Here is a 16,285-nt window from a genome sequence, read left to right as displayed (position 1 = left end):
AACGATGTCGGGACATGGACCGCCGATGACCGCTCCCCAACGACTCACGCTGACACCTGCCGACGCTCGCCGGCTGCTGGTGCACTATCACTTCCGCCCGGCGCCGCTGGCGAGCGTCATTCGCCGCCTGGGCACCATCCAGTTCGATCCCCTGGCGCCGGTTGGCACCAACCCCGATCTGGTGCTTCAGGCCCGGGTGCCCGGCTATCGCCAGGGCGACTGGCAGCAGGCGGCCTACGGGCAGCGGTGGCTGGTCGACGGCTGGGACAAGCAGGCGAGCCTGATCCAGCCCGCGGAGTGGTGGGCCCAGGCGCCGTTCCATCGCTGGTTCGCCTGCCGCTGGCAGCACCGCGGCGTGGACGTCGAGGCCCCGGAGGCCCGTGCCCTGGTCGAGCAGGTCGAGCGCCATGGCCCCTCGACCAGCCTCGAGCTCGGCGACCAGCGGGCCGATCCCGCCCTGCGCGGCAGCTGGTACGGCCCCAAGCGCTCGCGGCACCTGCTCAAGGCGCTGTGGGACTCGGGCCATCTGATGACCCACCATCGCGTCGGCGGCCGCCATGCCTACGACCTGCCCGAGCGGGTGCTGCCCCAGGGGACGAGCGTAGCGGAGGCCAGCGACGACGAGGCCCTGCAGCGGCTGGTGGCGCGGCGCGTGCAGGCCGCCGGGCTGCTGCGCCCCGCGGCCGACGGTGCCGTCTGGTCGCTGCCGTGCCCGCGCGCGGAGCGCGATCGCATCGCCGCCCGGGCCATCGCCCGGGGTGAACTGCTCGAGCTCGACGTCGACGGCACCGCCTACTGGACGACGCCCGAGGCCTTAGCGACGCTGGAGGACGCCGCCGAGCCGCTGGCGTCCCCGTCGCGGGAGGTGCGCTTTCTCGCCCCGCTGGACCCGCTGATGTGGGACCGCGGCGGCGTCGCCCGGCTGTTCGCCTTCGACTACGTCTGGGAGGTCTACAAGCCCGAAACCCAGCGCCGCTGGGGCTACTACGTGGTGCCGGTGCTGTGGGGCGAGCGCTTCGTGGCCCGCTTCGATGCCAGGTGCCAGCAGGGCATCCTGACGATCCTCGCCTGGCACTGGGAGTCCGACATCACGCCGGCCCGGCTGCCCGAGGGCCTGGACGAGGCGCTGGAGCCTGCCGCCCGGGCATTTCTCGACTACCTCGGTGCCACGCGACTCGTGCTGCCCCGGGGCCTCGGCCGCGAGGCGCGCCACGCCTGGCAGCGGGCGGCCCGCTGACGCGGCGAGGCCGGGTGCCGTCGACGAGCGATTCAGTGGCTGACGCGTTCGGCCACCGTCTCGGGCAGCAGGGCCTCGAGATGGCGAAGCTTGTCGGGGTTGCGCACGATGTAGATCGCCCGGATGCGCCCCCCTTGCGGTTCGATGGCGGTGGTCTGCAGTGTGCCGTCGTGCTCGACCGAGAGGATGCCGGGCAGGCCGTCGATCCGCATCCGGCGCGACCAGATCGGCCTGGCCGTGAAGCCCTTGCGCGCCATGCCGGCGAAGAAGCGGCCGATCCTGTCGGCGCCTTCGATGGCGCGGCGTGCCGCACGCCGGCGACCGCCGCCGTCGGCATGCAGTTGGGCGCCAGTCGTCAGCAGGGCCTGCAGGCGGGTCGCATTGCCGCTTCGGCTGGCCTCGAAGAAGGCCTCGGCCAGGCGGGCGCCCTCGTCCTGGGCGAGCTGGAAGCGCGGCCGGGCGCTGACGACGTTGCTGCGCGCGCGGCTGGCGAGCTGCCGGCAGGCGGTCTCGCTGCGCTCGAGCGTGGCGGCGATGTCGTCGTAGTCCATGTCGAAGATGTCGTGGAGGATGAAGGCCACCCGCTCCAGCGGCGACAGGCGTTCCAGTGCCATCATCAGCGCGGTGGAGACCTCCTGCTCGATGAGCGGAGCCGCGTCAGTCGACCATTCCTCCACCAGGGGCTCCGGCAGCCAGGGGCCGACATAGACCTCGCGCCGCGCGCGGGCCTGGCGCAGCCGGTCGAGGCACAGGCGCGTCACGGTGCGCGAGAGGTAGGCGCGCGGGTCGTCCACGTGCTCCCGCGAGCGGTCATGCCAGCGCAGGTAGCCGTCCTGTACCGCATCCTCGGCTTCGGCGACCGAGCCGAGCATGCGGTAGGCCAGGCGCAGCAGGTGCGCCCGGTGGGTCTCCACATCACGAGAAGGCTCGGGCTCTCGGGCCGCTCGGTCGTCGCTCATGGCATGGCCTCTTGCCGTGACGCGCCCTCGATGGGGTGAAGGGTGCGAAACCCGACGTTGATCCGGTTCCAGATATTGATGGCGCCGATCAACAGGGTGAGCTTGACCAGCTCTTCCTCGTCGAAGTGGCGGCGAGCCTGGTCATACATCTCGTCCGTGACCTCGCTGTCGGCCAGCCGCGTCAGCGCCTCGGTCCAGGCCAGGGCGGCGCGCTCCCGCTCGCTGTAGAGCGGAGATTCCCGCCAGGCGGAGAGCAGGTAGAGGCGTTGCTCGCTCTCACCGTCGGCGCGGGCGTCGCGCGTGTGCATGTGCAGGCAGAAGGCGCAGCCGTTGATCTGCGAGGCGCGTGTCTTGACCAGCTCCATCAGGCTCGGCTCCAGGCCCGAGCCGCTGACGCGCTGCTCCAGGTCCAGCATGGCCTGCATGGTGTCCGGTGCGGCAGTAAACGCATTCATTCGTGGGGTCATCGCTGGGTCTCCATGGGTGAGTGTACGCAATGAAGACGACGCAGCACCGGCCGTTGTGACATGGATCGCTGTGACAGGTCCGCTGCGGCATGACGCGGACGACGTTTCGCTTCCGCCGCATCGCGCCCTCGCTGGCGAGGCAATAGGACCTGGCTATCGCATCGATGGCTGCCCGTTCCCTCGCAGCGGGGGGCTCGATCGGCTAAGGTCTGTTGCAGGTTGATAGCCCGCTAACGTGCCCCCACATGACCGTGTGAGCAACGCCCATCGCCATCGAGGAGATCGCATGAGCCAAGGCAACGACTACACCCCACCGAAGGTCTGGAGCTGGGAGAAGGCCAGCGGCGGCACCTTCGCCAGCGTCAATCGCCCCATTGCCGGGCCGACCCATGACAAGGCACTGCCGGTCGGCAAGCACCCGTTCCAGCTCTACTCGCTGGCCACGCCCAACGGCGTGAAGGTCACGGTGATGCTCGAGGAACTGCTGGAACTGGGCTACCAGGACGCCGAGTACGATGCCTGGCTGATCCGCATCGGCGACGGCGACCAGTTCGGCAGCGGCTTCGTGGAGGCCAACCCCAACTCCAAGATTCCGGCGCTGGTCGACCATGGCCCCGACGAGCCGATCCGGGTCTTCGAATCCGGCTCGATCCTGCTCTACCTGGCCGAGCGCTTCGGCGAGTTCCTGCCGGGCACCCTCACCGGGCGCACCGAGACCATGAACTGGCTGTTCTGGCAGATGGGCAGCGCGCCCTTCGTCGGCGGCGGCTTCGGCCACTTCTACGCCTACGCGCCGGAGAAGCTGGAGTACCCGATCGACCGCTACGCCATGGAAACCAAGCGCCAGTTGGACGTGCTGAACCGCCGCCTGGCCGAGACGCGTTACCTGGCCGGCGACGACTACACCATCGCCGACATGGCCGCTTGGCCCTGGTACGGCCAGCTGGTGCTGGGCCGGCTCTATGACGCCGCCGAGTTCCTGAGCGTGCACGAGTACGAGCACGTGCTGCGCTGGGCCAAGGAGATCGACGCCCGCCCGGCGGTGCAGCGTGGCCGCATGGTCAACCGCACCTTCGGCGAGCCGCAAATGCAGCTGCACGAGCGCCACGACGCCAGCGACTTCAAGGAAAAGACTCAAGACGTTATAAGCACTTAACCATCCGGTCTTTGCACATCAAGCGCCGCGGGCCTAGGGTCCGCGGCGCTTATCGTTTTCAAGAGGTCATCATGTCCACTCCCCTGACATCCCTGTGGCGCGGCTATCGCGATGCCTCGCTGATCCTGCGGGTCACCGTTGCCCTGGTGCTGGGCGCCGCGGTCGGCCTGGTCGGCGGCCCGGCCGTCGGCGAGGCGCTGGCGCCGCTGGGCGAGCTGCTGATGCGGCTGTTGAAGTTCATCATCCTGCCCATCGTGCTGTTCACGCTGATGGCCGGCATCAACCAGGGCCGGGCCGGCAGCCTGGGGCGCATCGGCCGCAAGGTGTTCCTCTACTACCTGGCGACCTCGGCGCTGGCGATCGTCGTCGGCCTGGCAGTGGCGAGCCTGCTGTCGCCGGGGGAGGGCATGACGCTCGAGGGCGCCGGCTCGGTGTCGGTGCCCGAGAACCCCGGCATCCTCTCGGTGGTGCTCGGCATCGTGCCGACCAACATCGTCGAGGCCTTCGCCGGCCAGGACCTGCTCGGTATCATCTTCACCGCCCTGGTGTTCGGCCTCGCCGTGGCCCAGCTGCGCCGCTCCGAGACCCACGGTGAACTGGGCGAGCGCCTGGCCGGGCTGATCGAGGCGCTCAACGCCGTGACCCTCAAGGTGATGGGCGGCATCCTGCACGTGGTGCCGGTGGGCGTGTTCGCCATCGTCGCCGGCACCGTGGCCGAGCAGGGCGTGGGCACGCTGCTGTCGCTCGGCGACATGGTGGTGGTGCTCTACGTGGCACTGGGCGTGCAGCTGCTGGTCTATCTGGGCCTGCTCAAGGGCTTCGGCGTGCCGGCGCGGGCTTTCTTCCGCGAGGCGCGCACGCCCATGGCTACGGCCTTTGCCACCCAGAGCAGCTCCGGGACCCTGCCGCTGACCCTGGACGCCGCCCGCGGCCTGGGCCTGCCCCGCGGCCTCTACGGCTTCAGCCTGCCGCTGGGCGCGACCCTGAACATGGACGGCGCGGCGATCCGCATCGCCATCTCGGCGGTGTTCGCCGCCAACGTGGCGGGCGCCCCGCTGGACCTGGCCAGCATGGCGCAGATCGTGGTGGTCGGCACGCTGATCTCGGTGGGCACCGCCGGGGTGCCCGGCGCCGGCATCGTGATGATCGCCACGGTATTCGCCCAGGTCGGCCTGCCGATCGAGGCGGTGGCGCTGCTCACCGCCATCGACGCCCTGGTCGGCATGGGCTGCACGGCGCTCAACGTCACCGGCGACCTGGTCGGCAGCGCCGTGATCGGCCGCAGCGAGGGCGAGCGCATCGCCGAGGTGGGCGGCGAGGACGCTTCTACCGAGGGATCCCGCGCCTGAGTGGGCCGGCGGCCGTCCAGCGAGTCGTCATACCTGGGCGGGCCATTTCCCGAGCGCTAGCCGCCCCCGGCTTGTGGCGGCGCTTCGGAGCCCCGGAGTAGTGCCCGCAGGGGCGCGCGAACACAAGCAGGAGACACAACGAATCAGGGCCCGCAAAGCGGGCCCTGATCAGCGAACCGGGGAGGTTCGCAAGTTCTCGTGATCGATCAGATCAGTCGAGAGACTTGATGTTGGAGGCCTGGAGGCCCTTCTTGCCCTGGGTCACGTCGAAGGAGACGTTTTGACCATCCTGCAGGGACTTGAAGCCTTCAGCCTGAATTTCGGAGAAGTGGGCGAACAGATCATCGCCGCCATCGGCAGGAGAAATGAAGCCGAAACCCTTGGAATCGTTGAACCACTTGACGGTACCAGTAGCCATGTGAAAATCCTTTGCGCTTAGCGCCTTGCAAAAATTTCTGGTGTCACCCAGACGAGTAGCGGGTACAACAAGAAATACAATTACAGGCGATCGAAAAGATTCGAATGCTGCTGGAACCATGCTGCTTGCTAACCAACCGACGCCACGGTGACACGCCAGGCCGCGGGGGTCAAAGACTTTCGTTTTATTTCGCGATCATCGCACCCTGCGGGCAGTCTCCTGCTCCATGCTCATGAGAGGCAGACGCCAAGGATCGCTCAGCGGTGCCGTTGCGCGTTCAGGGGACGTCGTGGGCGTCGATGACTTGGGCCGCACGCGGCTCACCATGACGCGATACGGCTTCATGCCGATCCGTGTGCCCCTCTTGGCGCGTTCCCGTACCGTCGGTCGGCGTCGGCGGCGAGCCCTGATAGGCTGAACGGCGGCTCTTCCCGTTCGGCAAGGATGCCCCATGCTGCCCTTCGCGATCCTCTACTCCCTCGGCCTGATCCTGTGCGGCCTGAGCGCCGACCCGCGGCTGCGCTACGGCGGTGCGGTGGCGTGGCTGCTGGCCGCCGGGGCGATGGGCCATGCCAGTGCAGGGTTCGTGGCGGCGGCGCTCGGCTATGTGGCGCTGAGCGCCTGGATGCGCAAGCGGCGCCTGTCGCCCTGGTGGGCACGGGCGCGCATCGCGGCCTGGCTGGCGGCGAGTGCCGTGCTGGTCGTCCACGCCTGGCCCGGCGACCTGGGATTGGTGCTGGTCGAGGAATCGGCGCTCAAGCCGGGCAGCGTGCCCTTCGACCTGGTGCTGCATCCCGACAAGGTGCTGGTGGCCTGGTCGCTGCTCGGCTGGCTACCGCTGTTCGGCAAGAGTGCGCTGCCGGCGGGGGCGCCGCGGCCATGGTGGACGATGCCGCTGCTGGCGATCGCCGGGGTGCTGGCGCTGATGGGGCTGGCCGTGGCGCTCGAGCTGGTGGCCTGGCAGCCGGGGCTCGTGCCCTGGTTCGCGGCCTTTGCGGTGGCCAACCTGCTCAATACCTGCGTGGCCGAGGAGCTGCTGTTTCGCGGCGTGCTGCAGCGCTGGCTGGCCGCGCGCCTCGGTGGGGCGCTCGGCCTGACGGCCGCTGCCGCGCTGTTCGGCCTGGCCCACTTTCCCGGCGGGGCCGGTTTCGTGGCGGTCGCCGCCGGCGCCGGGCTGCTCTACGGCCTGGTGTATCGCTGGACCGGCCGGCTGGCCTGGGCGGTGCTGGTTCACTGGGGGCTGAACCTCGTCCATTTCACCCTGTTCACCTACCCGCTGGCGGCCCGCTGAGGGATCTCTGGTTGTCGGTGCCTCGACCGTCGGCGGCCCGGGCGCGCTCGGCGAAGCTCGAGGGCGATTCGCCCAGGGTTCTGCGGAACATGGTGGCGAAGGCGCTGGGGCTGGCGTAACCCAGCGCCAGGGCGACGCGGGTCACCGGCACCCCGGCCGAGAGCTGCGGCAGGGCGGCCAGCAGGCAGGCCTGCTGGCGCCAGGCGCTGAACGACAGGCCGGTCTGGTGCTTGAAGAAGCGGGTGAAGGTGCGATGGCTGCGATTCAAGCGCCCGGCCCACTGCGCCGGTGAGCTGCGCAGGTCCGGGCATTGCAGGAAGGTGGTGCACAGCCGCGCCAGCGCTGGGTCGCGGGGCAGCGGGGCGTAGAGCGGCAGTGGCGCGCACTGGCGCAGCTCGTGCAGCGCCAGCCGCAGCAGGGTGCCGTCGCGGCCCGCCTCGTCGTAGCGAGCGGGAATCTCGGCCGAGGCGAGCAATAGCTGGTGCAGCAGCGGAGTGACGAGCAGCACCTCGCACAGCGCGCCGGGCCGCGGCGCGGCCGCCGGTTCGATGTACAGGCTGCGCGTGCTGACCCCGAGCATCTTCACCCGGTGCGGCTTGCCGGCGGGAATCCAGACCCCGGCATAGGGCGGCACCACCCAGGCGCCATCCTCGGTGCCCACTTCCATCAGCCCCGTCATGCCGTAGAGGAACTGGGCGCGCCGATGGCGGTGGGTGTCGAGCAGGGTGCCGGGCGGGTAGTCGGTGCCGATCGCCAGCACCTCCCGGGCGATGTCGTCCACGTCCGCCAGGGAAACGTTGCGCATGCGGGGTCTCGATTGGCCTATACGCGAGCATTATTGACCAGTAGTCGAATGTCGGCCACTCCTCGGCGGCGTACGCTGCGCGCTCACCCTCTCGATGGAGCGCTGTCATGTATCTCCTGCTGCTGGCGTGTGGCGGCCTGGCGGGCATCACCACGGTGCTGTTCGGCTTCGGCGGCGGCTTCTTCATGGTGCCGCTGCTGTACGCGGTGCTGCTGGCCACCCACGGGGCGGACAGCCTCGTCGGCCAGGCCGCCATGCATATCGCCGTGGCCACCTCGACCGGCGTGATGATCGTCGGTGCGGGGCTGGCCACGCGGCGTCATCATCGGGCCGGCACGCTGGACTGGCAATGGATCCGCCCGCTGGCGGGATACATCGCCCTGGGGGCGGTCGCCGGGGCCGCAGCCGCGATGGCGATGCGCGGCGACTGGGTGCGCTGGGCCTTCGTCGCCTATCTGGCCGTCACCATCGTCGACGCGCTGCTGCGCCCGGGATTCCTGGCGCGAACGGCGGCAACGCCGCGGGCGCCGTCGGCCGGCGCGAGTGCCGTGCTCGGCCTCGGCATCGGCATGGTCGCGGCCCTGCTCGGAGTCGGCGGCAGCGTGATGACGGTGCCGCTGATGCGTCGTCGCGGCCTGCCGATGACCCGCGCCACCGCGATGGCGACCCCCTTGTCGCTGCCGATGGCGCTCGCCGGTACCGCCGCCTATGTGCTGCTGGCCCGGGACCAGGCCGCGCTGCTGGGACCCTGGCAGGCGGGCTACGTGGACCTTCGCGCCTTTGCGGCGCTGGCGGTCGGCTCCTGGATCGGCATTCGCCTGGCGTCGCCCTGGATCGGACGGCTCCCCGACGGGGTCCACGCCAAGGCCTATCTCGCCCTGCTGGCCGGCGTGCTGGCGGCGATGGTAGCGCTCTGAGGGACCGGCCCCCGGGCGGCGGCGGACCTATACTGAAAGACCACGTCATCAACCGGGAGGTGCGTCATGGGCGCTCGCCTGGTGAGGGGCATGCTGGCTGGCTTCGTAGCCACCTTCGTCATATCGATGATCCTGGTGCTGCGCCTGGCGGCGGGCATCATGCCCTGGTACGACCCCATCGAGATCATGAACCTGGCCGCCCACGACCTGCTTGGCACGCCGGACAGCCGATGGGTGGCCTGGGTCATTCATTTCGTGGTGGGCACGCTGATCTGGGGCCTGCTGTTCGGGCTGCTGGCGCCCTACCTGCCGGGACGCACCGACATGCGGCGCGGGCTGGAATTCGGCCTGCTTGCGTGGCTGGTGGTGATGGTCACGGTCTTTCCGCTGGCGGGTTCCGGGGTGTTCGGCCTGGGCTTCGGGCTGATCGCGCCGCTGTCGATGCTGCTGGCCCATGTGGTGTTCGGGCTGTCGCTCGGCATCGCCTACGGCTGGGCGGGCGGTGTGCTGGGCCATGCCTGACCCGCTGGCGCTCGCCGGGGCCGGGCATGGCGGCGGCGGGACGCGATCAGGGCGACGCTGCGTCGGCAGCCGCATCGGCGTTGTCGTCCTGCGAGGCATGGGCGGGGCGGCGCAGGACGCGTAGCGTGCCGCCGTTGCCGCCGCCGCAGAACAGGCGCCCGGCGCCGTCGGATTCGAGCCCCGAGACCCCCGTGCCCGCGGGCATGTCGATCCGCTCAAGCACCTCGCCGGTGAGCGGGTCGAGTCGCCTCACGTCGCTCTCGTCGTCCTGCCAGGTGCCGTGCCATAGTTCGCCGTCGACCCAACTGACCCCGGTGACGAAGCGGTCGGTGGCGATGCTGCGCAGCAGTTCGCCGGTGTCGGGGTCGACCTGCTGGATCCGCCGATCGCGATACTGGCCGACCCACAGCGAGCCCTCCGCCCAGGCGAGGCCCGAGTTGCAGTCCCCCGGCGGCGCGGGGATGGTGGCCAGTACCCGGCCGCTCTCAGGGTCGATACGCTGGATACGGTCGCCGGCCATCTGGAACAGGTGGCGGCCGTCGAAGGCCGTGCCGGCGTCGGCGGCGACCTCCAGCGTGCGCTGAATCTCGCCGCTGTCCGGGTCCAGGGCGGTGAGCCGCCCGTCGCTGGCGAACCATACCCGCTGGCCGTCGTAGGTGACCCCGTGGATGCCGGCAATGTCGGGGAAGGGGCCGTATTCGGCGATGAACTCGGCGGTGGAACCTTTCATGGTGAACTCCCGTGTGGTGGCTGGGGGGGGGGATGTACCCAGCCTAGGTGCTTGGCAGCGCAGCGGGGAGTAACAAGGTTGTCGGGAATCCCGGCACGGGCGGGGCGAGCCAGCGGCGCGACCGGCCGCGTCCCATGGCTTCTACCTTGCCGTCCGTCGAGAGGGCGTCCAGCGCCCGCTGCACCGAGCGCTGGCTGGTGCCGAGGGCCAGGGCGAGCGCCGAGCTCGACCAGGCCTCGCCGTCGGCGAGCAGGGCCAGCAGCCTGGCGTGTCGGCCTTCAATGGGTGGGGCCAGCACCGCGACGGGCTGGCCCTCCGGCAGGGACAGCCGGTAGCCGCCCGGCGTTGCGACCACGCCGGCCAGCGAGCCGAGGGCCCGGCGCAGCCGGCCGATCTCGACGCGCAGCCGCGCCCGATGCGAGGCATCGCAGTGGCGTAGCCGGAAGGCCTGGGCGATGAGCGTCTGCCGCGGTACGCCGGCCGGCCAGGCCTCGCCCAGCAGACGGGTGAGGGTAAACAGCACCGGACGACGACTCAGGGAAATGGCCGTGTGGCTATCGCGCACGACGTGCCGGCAGGCGTCCACCACCAGTGTCGGCGTGGCCAGCAGTGCCTCGACCTCCTCGAGGCGCAGCGGGCGAGTCTCGCCGGCGGCGATCAGCGTCGCGGCGGGGCGAATCAGCGCCTGAGAGGCCTGCTCGATCTCGGCCATCAGCGCCGGGACTCCGGCCATCCGTGCTGCCTGGGCCGCACGGCGGAAGGCGGCGCGGGCCTCCGACGTCTGCAGCCGGCGCAGGGCAATGCCGGCCTTCACCAGCTCGCAGGAGGCGCGGGAAGCGGGCGACAGGGCGTGCGCTGGCATGTCGGTGAGCCGTGCCTCGGCCTCGTCCAGGCGGCCGATCAGCAGCAGGCGCCGGGCCTCGAGGTAGCGCGCGTGGGCGGCGTTCACCCGGTCGCCCTGTGCCTCGAGGGTGGTGCGTGCCGTGGCCAGTGCCTTGCCCGGCCAGCCGAGCTCGCGGGCGACCAGCGCGATCTCGGCCTCGGCCAGAACGCAGCGGGCGCGGGCGACGGGCTGCCGGGGGCCGAAGGCACGTGCGGCGCGCTGCAGCAGCGTCCTGGCGCGTTCGAACTCGCCCAGCTGGGCCATGGCGATGCCGCGCAGTGCCAGCGCCGGAGCGTCGTCGCACAGGGCCACTCGGTTGAGCGCGCCAAGCGGGTCGCCCTGTGCGAGGGCCTGTGCGGCGGTCGTGATCAGGCTGTGCATGCGAGTGTTGCCACGCTTGTCGCTCCCGGGGCGCGGGTCCGCTACCCAGTCTATGCCATCGACGCGGTGCCGTTAGCACCGCGTCGATGCGGTCCACGCAGCGAGAGTCTGGTGGCGTGGCCCGCTATCCGGATATCGCCAGGCGCCCGTCGGCGATGCGTCCGGCGGCGCCGTAGCGCCAGGGGCGGTTGTGCAGGCCGTGGCCGATCGGCAGGCCGCAGAACAATGGCAGCCCGAGCGGTGCCAGTGTCTCGGCGACGATCGCCTCCAGCGGCGTCTCGCCGTAAGGTGTGCAGCCCTCGAAGGTGCCCAGGCATACCGCGGCGGCACGCTCCAGGGCGCCGCCGTGAACCAGCTGCCACAGGGCGCGTTCCAGGCGGTAGTAGGGTTCGCCGACGTCCTCGAGGATCACCAGCGCGCCGGGCGGGGCGCGGAAACCCGCCGGGGTACCCACCAGGCTGGCGAGGGTGGCCAGGTTGCCGCCCACTACCGGGCCCTCGAGCGCCGCCGGGGCCGGACCGTGCGCCGTCAACGGGTAGTCGAGCGGCGTTGGCCTGGCGATCAGCGCCAGGGTCTCCTCGAACTGGCCGCGGACGATCTCTCGCGATTCTGCGTCGCCGTCGTGCAGACCGCCGGCGGCCTTGGCCACCGGGCCGTGGATGGCCGGCAGACCGTGGCGGTGGCAGTGGTCGAGCAGCACCGTAACGTCGGAATAGCCGATCAGTGGCTTGGGCCGGCGGGCCAGGCGCGCCCAGTCGATGCCGTCGACCAGTTGGGCGGCCCCGTAACCGCCGCGCACCGCCCACACCGCGTCGGTGTCGGGATCCTCGAAGGCGGCATGCAGCTGGGCCAGGCGGTGCGCGCGGCTACCGGCCAGGTAGCGTTCCGGGGCCTGCAGCGTCGCGTCGCAGCGTGCCTCGACGCCCAGCGCCTCCAGCCCGCGGATGCCGGCGGCCACGGCCTCGGGGGCGGTGAAGGAGGAGGGGGCGATGAGGCTGACGGCAAGCGACATGGTGGCGGATCCTCGATGAGCGAAGGGGGCAGGTGGGCATTGTCGACGGGATGCGAGCGGCTGTCACGGTCGGCGCCCTGGCATCGCCATGCGGATCGATACCCGGGCACCGGGCGGTCTTGCGAAGGGCGATCCAGGAGGAGAGGCTAGGGCGTGATGTTTCTCACGCCGGGACACCGCCATGAACGAGAAGGACAAGATGCTCGCCGGATTGCCCTACGTGGCCTCCGACGCTGCCCTGCAAGCCGAGTCGCGCCACGCCAAGGCGGTCTGCCACCGCTTCAACCTGATGGATCCCGGAGATCCCGCGGCGCGCATGGCGGTGCTCGCCGAGCTGCTCGACCTCGAGGGCGAGGCGCATATCGAGCCGAGCTTCTACTGCGACTACGGCTACAACATCCGCCTGGGCGACGGTTTCTACGCCAATCATCACCTCACCATCCTCGACCCCTGCGCGGTGATCATCGGCCGGCGAGTGATGTTCGGTCCCCATGTGCTGCTTTCCACGGCGACCCATCCCCTGGAGGCCAAGGCGCGTCGCGAGACCGAGCATGCCGCGCCGATCACTATCGGCGACGATGTCTGGCTGGGCGGCAACGTGTCGGTGATGCCGGGGGTGACCATCGGCGAGCGGGCGGTGATCGGTGCCGGTAGCGTGGTCACGCGCGATGTCCCCGCCGACGTCGTCGCCGTGGGCAATCCCTGTCGTGTCGTCCGCGCGCTTGAGCCTTCCGCATGAGCGGCCTGGGTGGAAGGGCTGGGATCCTCGATCATGCCTCAGCCGACTTGGGATCAGGTGGAGCCTTGGGCCCTGTTCGTCTTGACTGAGAAGGCAGTGAGGCATGCTGCAGGCAAAGGTCGAGAGGGCTCGGGCCGGTGGCAGGGAGGCATGCACGACGAGGGAATATCGCAGCCGGCCCAGTGAATGGGAGGAGCGAGCGATGAATACCCGTATATCCCGCCATGCCTGGATGGGGCTGGCCATTGGAGGCCTGACGCTGGGGCTGGCGGGCGTGGCGGTCGCCCAGGAGGAGGCTCCAGCGGACAAGTTGCAGGATGCGCTGAGTGCCACCTGGCCGGGCATGGCCGAGGGGGCCGCCGTCGTCGATTGGCAGGGCAAGGGGCTGCAGGAGGGTGGCAACGGTTACACCTGCCTGCCGTCGCCCCCGGACATGGCCGGCAATGCCCCCATGTGCCTGGATGAAGCCTGGATGGCCTGGGCCAAGGCCTGGCAGAACAAGGAGCCTTTCACGGCGGATCGCCTGGGCATCGCCTACATGCTGCAGGGCGATGCGGGGGCCAGTAACCTCGACCCCTTCGCCATGGAAGCCACCGATGACAATCAGTGGGTGGTCGAGGGACCGCACCTGATGATCATCGCCCCGCCGGCGCTGCTGGAAGCCTTCCCCACCGACCCGGACAACGGTGGACCCTATGTGATGTGGAAGGGCACCGACTATCAACACTTGATGGTGCCGGTGGCGGCGCGGCCGATGGAACAGGACATGGAATAGGGACCCGCACAGGCATGCCGGGCGTCACGGACGATGCCCGCTACGAGCGACGGACGGGCGGGGGACGCGCTGCCCTGTCACCCCGGGGGGCCGTGCCGCGGATCCACTGCGGCGCGGATCTCGCCGGCCAGCTCCTCCAGGGCGAGATGCAGCCAGTCGCGGAAGGCACGCACCCGCGGCGCTTCGGCGGTGCCGGGCAGGGTGACCAGGTAGTGGCTGAACTCGGTGCGCCGCCAGGAACGCCGCGTCACCACCTCGCCGCGTCGCAGTGCTTCCCGGGCCACCGAGAGGCGAGCCAGGCACAGGCCCAGCCCCTGGCGGCAGGCATCGAGCGCCAGGCCGCTGTCGGAGACGGTGAAGCGGCGCAGCATGCCGGGCTCGTGCAGGCCGGCCTCTCGCCACCAGGGCGCCCACCCGCTCCAGGGTTCGACATCCGTGGCGCTGCTGTCCTCGATGAAGCAGGCGCGTCGCCAGTCGTCGTTCGTCGTCTCCCCTGCGGGGGCCAACACGGTGATGGCATCTTCCATCAGCGGTTCGGCGCTCAGTCCGGGATAGCGGCCGGTGCCGAAGCGCAGGGCGATATCGGCCTCGCCGGTGTGGAGATTGGCGAGCCGGTTGTCGCCCACCAGGTCCAGGGCCAGCCCGGGGTGGCGCCGCGCCAGGTCATCCAGTCGCGGCAGCAGGGTGTGGCGCAGGAAGGCATGGGGGGCCGATACGCGCAGGGGGCCGTCGATGCCCGGCTCGCCGAGCTCGCGGGTCGCCGCCTCGATCAGCCCGAAGGCCTCGGCGATCCTCGCCCGATAGCGGTCGCCGGCCTCGGTGAGGATCACGCCTCGGGCCTTGCGCTCGAACAGCGCCACGCCGGTCTCCTCCTCGAGCGCCTTGATGCGATGGCTGACGGCGGCGGGGGTCACGTGCAGCTCCATGGCCGCGGCGCTGAAGCTTCCCAGGCGCGCCGCCGCTTCGAAGGCGCGCAGGGTGGCGAGGGGGAGTCGAGATGAGGCGATCAAAGGCATACTCCAGCTAAGCCTATGGAGGAAAAATGCTCGCTTGTTATTACTCCAGCTGGGCGCAAAATGCGAGGACGGTTCTCACAGGAGATGACGTCCCATGACCGGCACCCTCTATCGCCTTTCCGCCTTCACGACCGATCCACACGGCGGCAATCCCGCCGGTGTCTGGTTCGGCGAGGCGCTGCCCGACGCCGCCACCATGCAGCGTATTGCCGCCGAAGTCGGCTACTCCGAAACGGCCTTCGTCGCGCCGCTGACCGGAGCGCGTCGCACCGTGCGCTACTACAGCCCGCAGGTCGAGATCGACTTCTGCGGCCACGCCACCATCGCCGCCGGCGTCATGCTGGGGCGCCTGGGCGGTGCGGGCACTTACACGCTGGAGACGATGATCGGCGAGGTGCCGGTCACGGTGTCGCAGCAAGACGGCGAGTGGCACGCCGCCCTGGTGTCGGTGACGCCCGAGCAGCGCCCCGCGGAACCGGCCTTGGTGAACGAGGTCCTCGAACGCCTCGGCTGGGACGCCGCGGAGCTGGATGTCACGCTGCCGCCGGCGCTGGCCTATGCCGGTGTCTGGCATCTGGTGCTGGCGGCGGCAGAGCCGTCGCGCCTCGCTCGGCTCGACTACGATTTCCCCGCCCTTCAGGCGCTGATGCGCAAGCGAGAGCTCACTACGCTGCAGCTGGTGTGGCGGGAGAGCCCGACGCTCTATCACGCCCGCGATCCGTTTCCGGTGGGAGGCGTGGTGGAGGATCCGGCCACCGGCGCCGCGGCGGCGGCCTTGGGTGGCTACTTGCGCGATGCCGGGCTGCTCGCGGCGCCGGCTCGCCTGACCATCCTGCAGGGCGAGGCCATGGGGCGCCCGAGTCGCCTCGACGTGGCGATTCCGGCCACCGGTGGCATCGAGGTGAGCGGCACCGCCGTCGATCTCGCCCCGGCTACTGCTGCGGCATAGGTCGGCCGGCATGGGCGTGACAGCGGGTAGGCGAGCGCTTACGGGGCCGGCGAGGAGCTGCGGCGAAGGCGTCAGTCGAGGTAGGCCGCGATGGCCTCCAGGGCAAGCGTCTGCTGACGGGCGAATTCCGCCCAGCATTTCAGGACATAGGCGTCGAAGATCGTCGTGGCATACGGCATCTCGGTGTCCTCCTTGGTGGGACACTTCGAGTATAGCGCGCTTTGCTGCGATGCAGCATGATGATTCCGTGACGGCTTCGTAGCTTCCATACGGCCGCGCTTCCGCTCATGGTGAACGGGAAGCGCGGCCGGGATGATGCTCTGTCTTCAGCGCTTCGGTTCGCTGGCGGTTGCCTCCTCGAAGAGCTCCGCCTTGGCGTCGCGCATCACGTCTTCACAGGCGGCCTGCTGGGCGAGTTCGGTGAGCAGGCCCTGGGCCACCATGAACCCCTTGCCGAGGCAGTCATCGACGTCCTCTTGGGGAAGTTCGGGCGTTACCCGGCAGTCGAGCTTGATCGTTCTTCCACCGCCATCCAGGCGGTCGGCCAGCCGGCGCAATCGCCAGGCGATACGTGCCAGCCAACGGGTCGAGGATTCCGCGCCTTCGGTCACGCTCAGGATGCAGCGCCATTCGGGCTTGTATACCTTCATGCGAACCTCCTTATCGGCTTGGAATGAAT

The 16,285-nt window shown here is 70.1% G+C and carries 18 protein-coding genes; 9 read left to right on the top strand and 9 right to left on the bottom strand.

Annotation, left to right across the window (positions count from 1 at the left end; translation table 11 throughout):
- The first annotated feature begins 25 nt into the window (after window positions 1–25).
- Complete coding sequence (locus tag FHR96_RS09690; protein WP_183387470.1) at window positions 26–1,237, top strand: DNA glycosylase AlkZ-like family protein; 1,212 nt, start codon at window positions 26–28, stop codon at window positions 1,235–1,237.
- Between the two features lie 32 nt (window positions 1,238–1,269).
- On the opposite strand, the gene FHR96_RS09685 is transcribed toward FHR96_RS09690, so the two are convergent.
- Window positions 1,270–2,196, bottom strand: coding sequence for a sigma-70 family RNA polymerase sigma factor (locus FHR96_RS09685; protein ID WP_183387469.1), 927 nt, complete (start codon window positions 2,194–2,196; stop codon window positions 1,270–1,272).
- Window positions 2,193–2,663 carry a carboxymuconolactone decarboxylase family protein gene (locus FHR96_RS09680; RefSeq protein ID WP_183387468.1) on the bottom strand — a complete coding sequence of 157 codons (471 nt, stop codon included), beginning with the start codon at window positions 2,661–2,663 and terminating at the stop codon, window positions 2,193–2,195. Before FHR96_RS09680 ends, FHR96_RS09685 begins: the two co-directional genes overlap by 4 nt.
- A gap of 286 nt (window positions 2,664–2,949) precedes the next feature.
- Here FHR96_RS09680 and yghU point away from each other — a divergent pair, with 286 nt between their 5' ends.
- Together yghU and FHR96_RS09670 are read left to right on the top strand one after the other, a co-directional pair.
- Complete coding sequence (gene yghU / locus FHR96_RS09675; RefSeq protein WP_183387467.1) at window positions 2,950–3,819, top strand: glutathione-dependent disulfide-bond oxidoreductase; 870 nt, start codon at window positions 2,950–2,952, stop codon at window positions 3,817–3,819.
- Window positions 3,820–3,890: 71 nt separating this feature from the next.
- Window positions 3,891–5,168 (top strand): dicarboxylate/amino acid:cation symporter, encoded by a 1,278-nt coding sequence (locus FHR96_RS09670; RefSeq protein WP_183387466.1) that lies wholly within the window; start codon window positions 3,891–3,893, stop codon window positions 5,166–5,168.
- Window positions 5,169–5,379: 211 nt separating this feature from the next.
- Here the strand turns inward: FHR96_RS09670 and FHR96_RS09665 are convergent, their stop codons facing one another.
- The gene (locus tag FHR96_RS09665; RefSeq protein WP_183387465.1) at window positions 5,380–5,586 is read right to left on the bottom strand and encodes a cold-shock protein; all 207 of its coding nucleotides are present in this window, start codon (window positions 5,584–5,586) and stop codon (window positions 5,380–5,382) included.
- A 451-nt stretch (window positions 5,587–6,037) separates the two neighbouring features.
- On the opposite strand from FHR96_RS09665, the gene FHR96_RS09660 reads away from it, so the two are divergent.
- On the top strand, window positions 6,038–6,877 hold the full coding sequence (locus FHR96_RS09660; protein WP_183387464.1) for a CPBP family intramembrane glutamic endopeptidase: 840 nt from the start codon (window positions 6,038–6,040) through the stop codon (window positions 6,875–6,877).
- Here FHR96_RS09660 and FHR96_RS09655 read toward each other — a convergent pair.
- Window positions 6,852–7,682 carry an AraC family transcriptional regulator gene (locus tag FHR96_RS09655; RefSeq protein WP_183387463.1) on the bottom strand — a complete coding sequence of 277 codons (831 nt, stop codon included), beginning with the start codon at window positions 7,680–7,682 and terminating at the stop codon, window positions 6,852–6,854. The two genes, FHR96_RS09660 and FHR96_RS09655, sit on opposite strands and share 26 nt — an antisense overlap.
- A gap of 107 nt (window positions 7,683–7,789) precedes the next feature.
- Here FHR96_RS09655 and FHR96_RS09650 point away from each other — a divergent pair, with 107 nt between their 5' ends.
- Window positions 7,790–8,599, top strand: coding sequence for a sulfite exporter TauE/SafE family protein (locus tag FHR96_RS09650; protein ID WP_183387462.1), 810 nt, complete (start codon window positions 7,790–7,792; stop codon window positions 8,597–8,599).
- A 66-nt stretch (window positions 8,600–8,665) separates the two neighbouring features.
- Complete coding sequence (locus tag FHR96_RS09645; RefSeq protein ID WP_183387461.1) at window positions 8,666–9,121, top strand: DUF6789 family protein; 456 nt, start codon at window positions 8,666–8,668, stop codon at window positions 9,119–9,121.
- A gap of 46 nt (window positions 9,122–9,167) precedes the next feature.
- Here FHR96_RS09645 and FHR96_RS09640 read toward each other — a convergent pair whose 3' ends face one another.
- The 3 genes from FHR96_RS09640 to FHR96_RS09630 all read right to left on the bottom strand — a co-directional run bounded on the left by FHR96_RS09640 (window position 9,168) and on the right by FHR96_RS09630 (window position 12,127).
- Window positions 9,168–9,851 carry a Vgb family protein gene (locus tag FHR96_RS09640; protein ID WP_183387460.1) on the bottom strand — a complete coding sequence of 228 codons (684 nt, stop codon included), beginning with the start codon at window positions 9,849–9,851 and terminating at the stop codon, window positions 9,168–9,170.
- A gap of 43 nt (window positions 9,852–9,894) precedes the next feature.
- On the bottom strand, window positions 9,895–11,115 hold the full coding sequence (locus tag FHR96_RS09635; RefSeq protein WP_183387459.1) for a helix-turn-helix domain-containing protein: 1,221 nt from the start codon (window positions 11,113–11,115) through the stop codon (window positions 9,895–9,897).
- 124 nt (window positions 11,116–11,239) lie between these two features.
- Window positions 11,240–12,127, bottom strand: coding sequence for a S66 peptidase family protein (locus FHR96_RS09630; RefSeq protein ID WP_183387458.1), 888 nt, complete (start codon window positions 12,125–12,127; stop codon window positions 11,240–11,242).
- A 181-nt stretch (window positions 12,128–12,308) separates the two neighbouring features.
- On the opposite strand from FHR96_RS09630, the gene FHR96_RS09625 reads away from it, so the two are divergent.
- Both FHR96_RS09625 and FHR96_RS09620 read left to right on the top strand, forming a co-directional pair.
- Window positions 12,309–12,866 (top strand): sugar O-acetyltransferase, encoded by a 558-nt coding sequence (locus FHR96_RS09625; RefSeq protein ID WP_183387457.1) that lies wholly within the window; start codon window positions 12,309–12,311, stop codon window positions 12,864–12,866.
- Between the two features lie 202 nt (window positions 12,867–13,068).
- Entirely contained in the window at window positions 13,069–13,641 is a 573-nt protein-coding gene (locus FHR96_RS09620) for a hypothetical protein (RefSeq protein WP_221195764.1), read from the top strand.
- 77 nt (window positions 13,642–13,718) lie between these two features.
- Here the strand turns inward: FHR96_RS09620 and FHR96_RS09615 are convergent, their stop codons facing one another.
- Entirely contained in the window at window positions 13,719–14,651 is a 933-nt protein-coding gene (locus tag FHR96_RS09615; protein WP_183387456.1) for a LysR substrate-binding domain-containing protein, read from the bottom strand.
- Window positions 14,652–14,751: 100 nt separating this feature from the next.
- On the opposite strand from FHR96_RS09615, the gene FHR96_RS09610 reads away from it, so the two are divergent.
- Window positions 14,752–15,606, top strand: coding sequence for a PhzF family phenazine biosynthesis protein (locus FHR96_RS09610; protein ID WP_183387455.1), 855 nt, complete (start codon window positions 14,752–14,754; stop codon window positions 15,604–15,606).
- Between the two features lie 326 nt (window positions 15,607–15,932).
- On the opposite strand, the gene FHR96_RS09605 is transcribed toward FHR96_RS09610, so the two are convergent.
- Window positions 15,933–16,256, bottom strand: a complete 324-nt coding sequence (locus FHR96_RS09605; protein ID WP_183387454.1) for a hypothetical protein — start codon at window positions 16,254–16,256, stop codon at window positions 15,933–15,935.
- Between the last annotated feature and the right edge of the window lie 29 nt (window positions 16,257–16,285).

Origin of the sequence: Halomonas organivorans (assembly GCF_014192055.1) — a bacterium.
Classification (GTDB): domain Bacteria; phylum Pseudomonadota; class Gammaproteobacteria; order Pseudomonadales; family Halomonadaceae; genus Halomonas; species Halomonas organivorans.
This window is presented reverse-complemented; position numbering and strand designations above follow the sequence as displayed.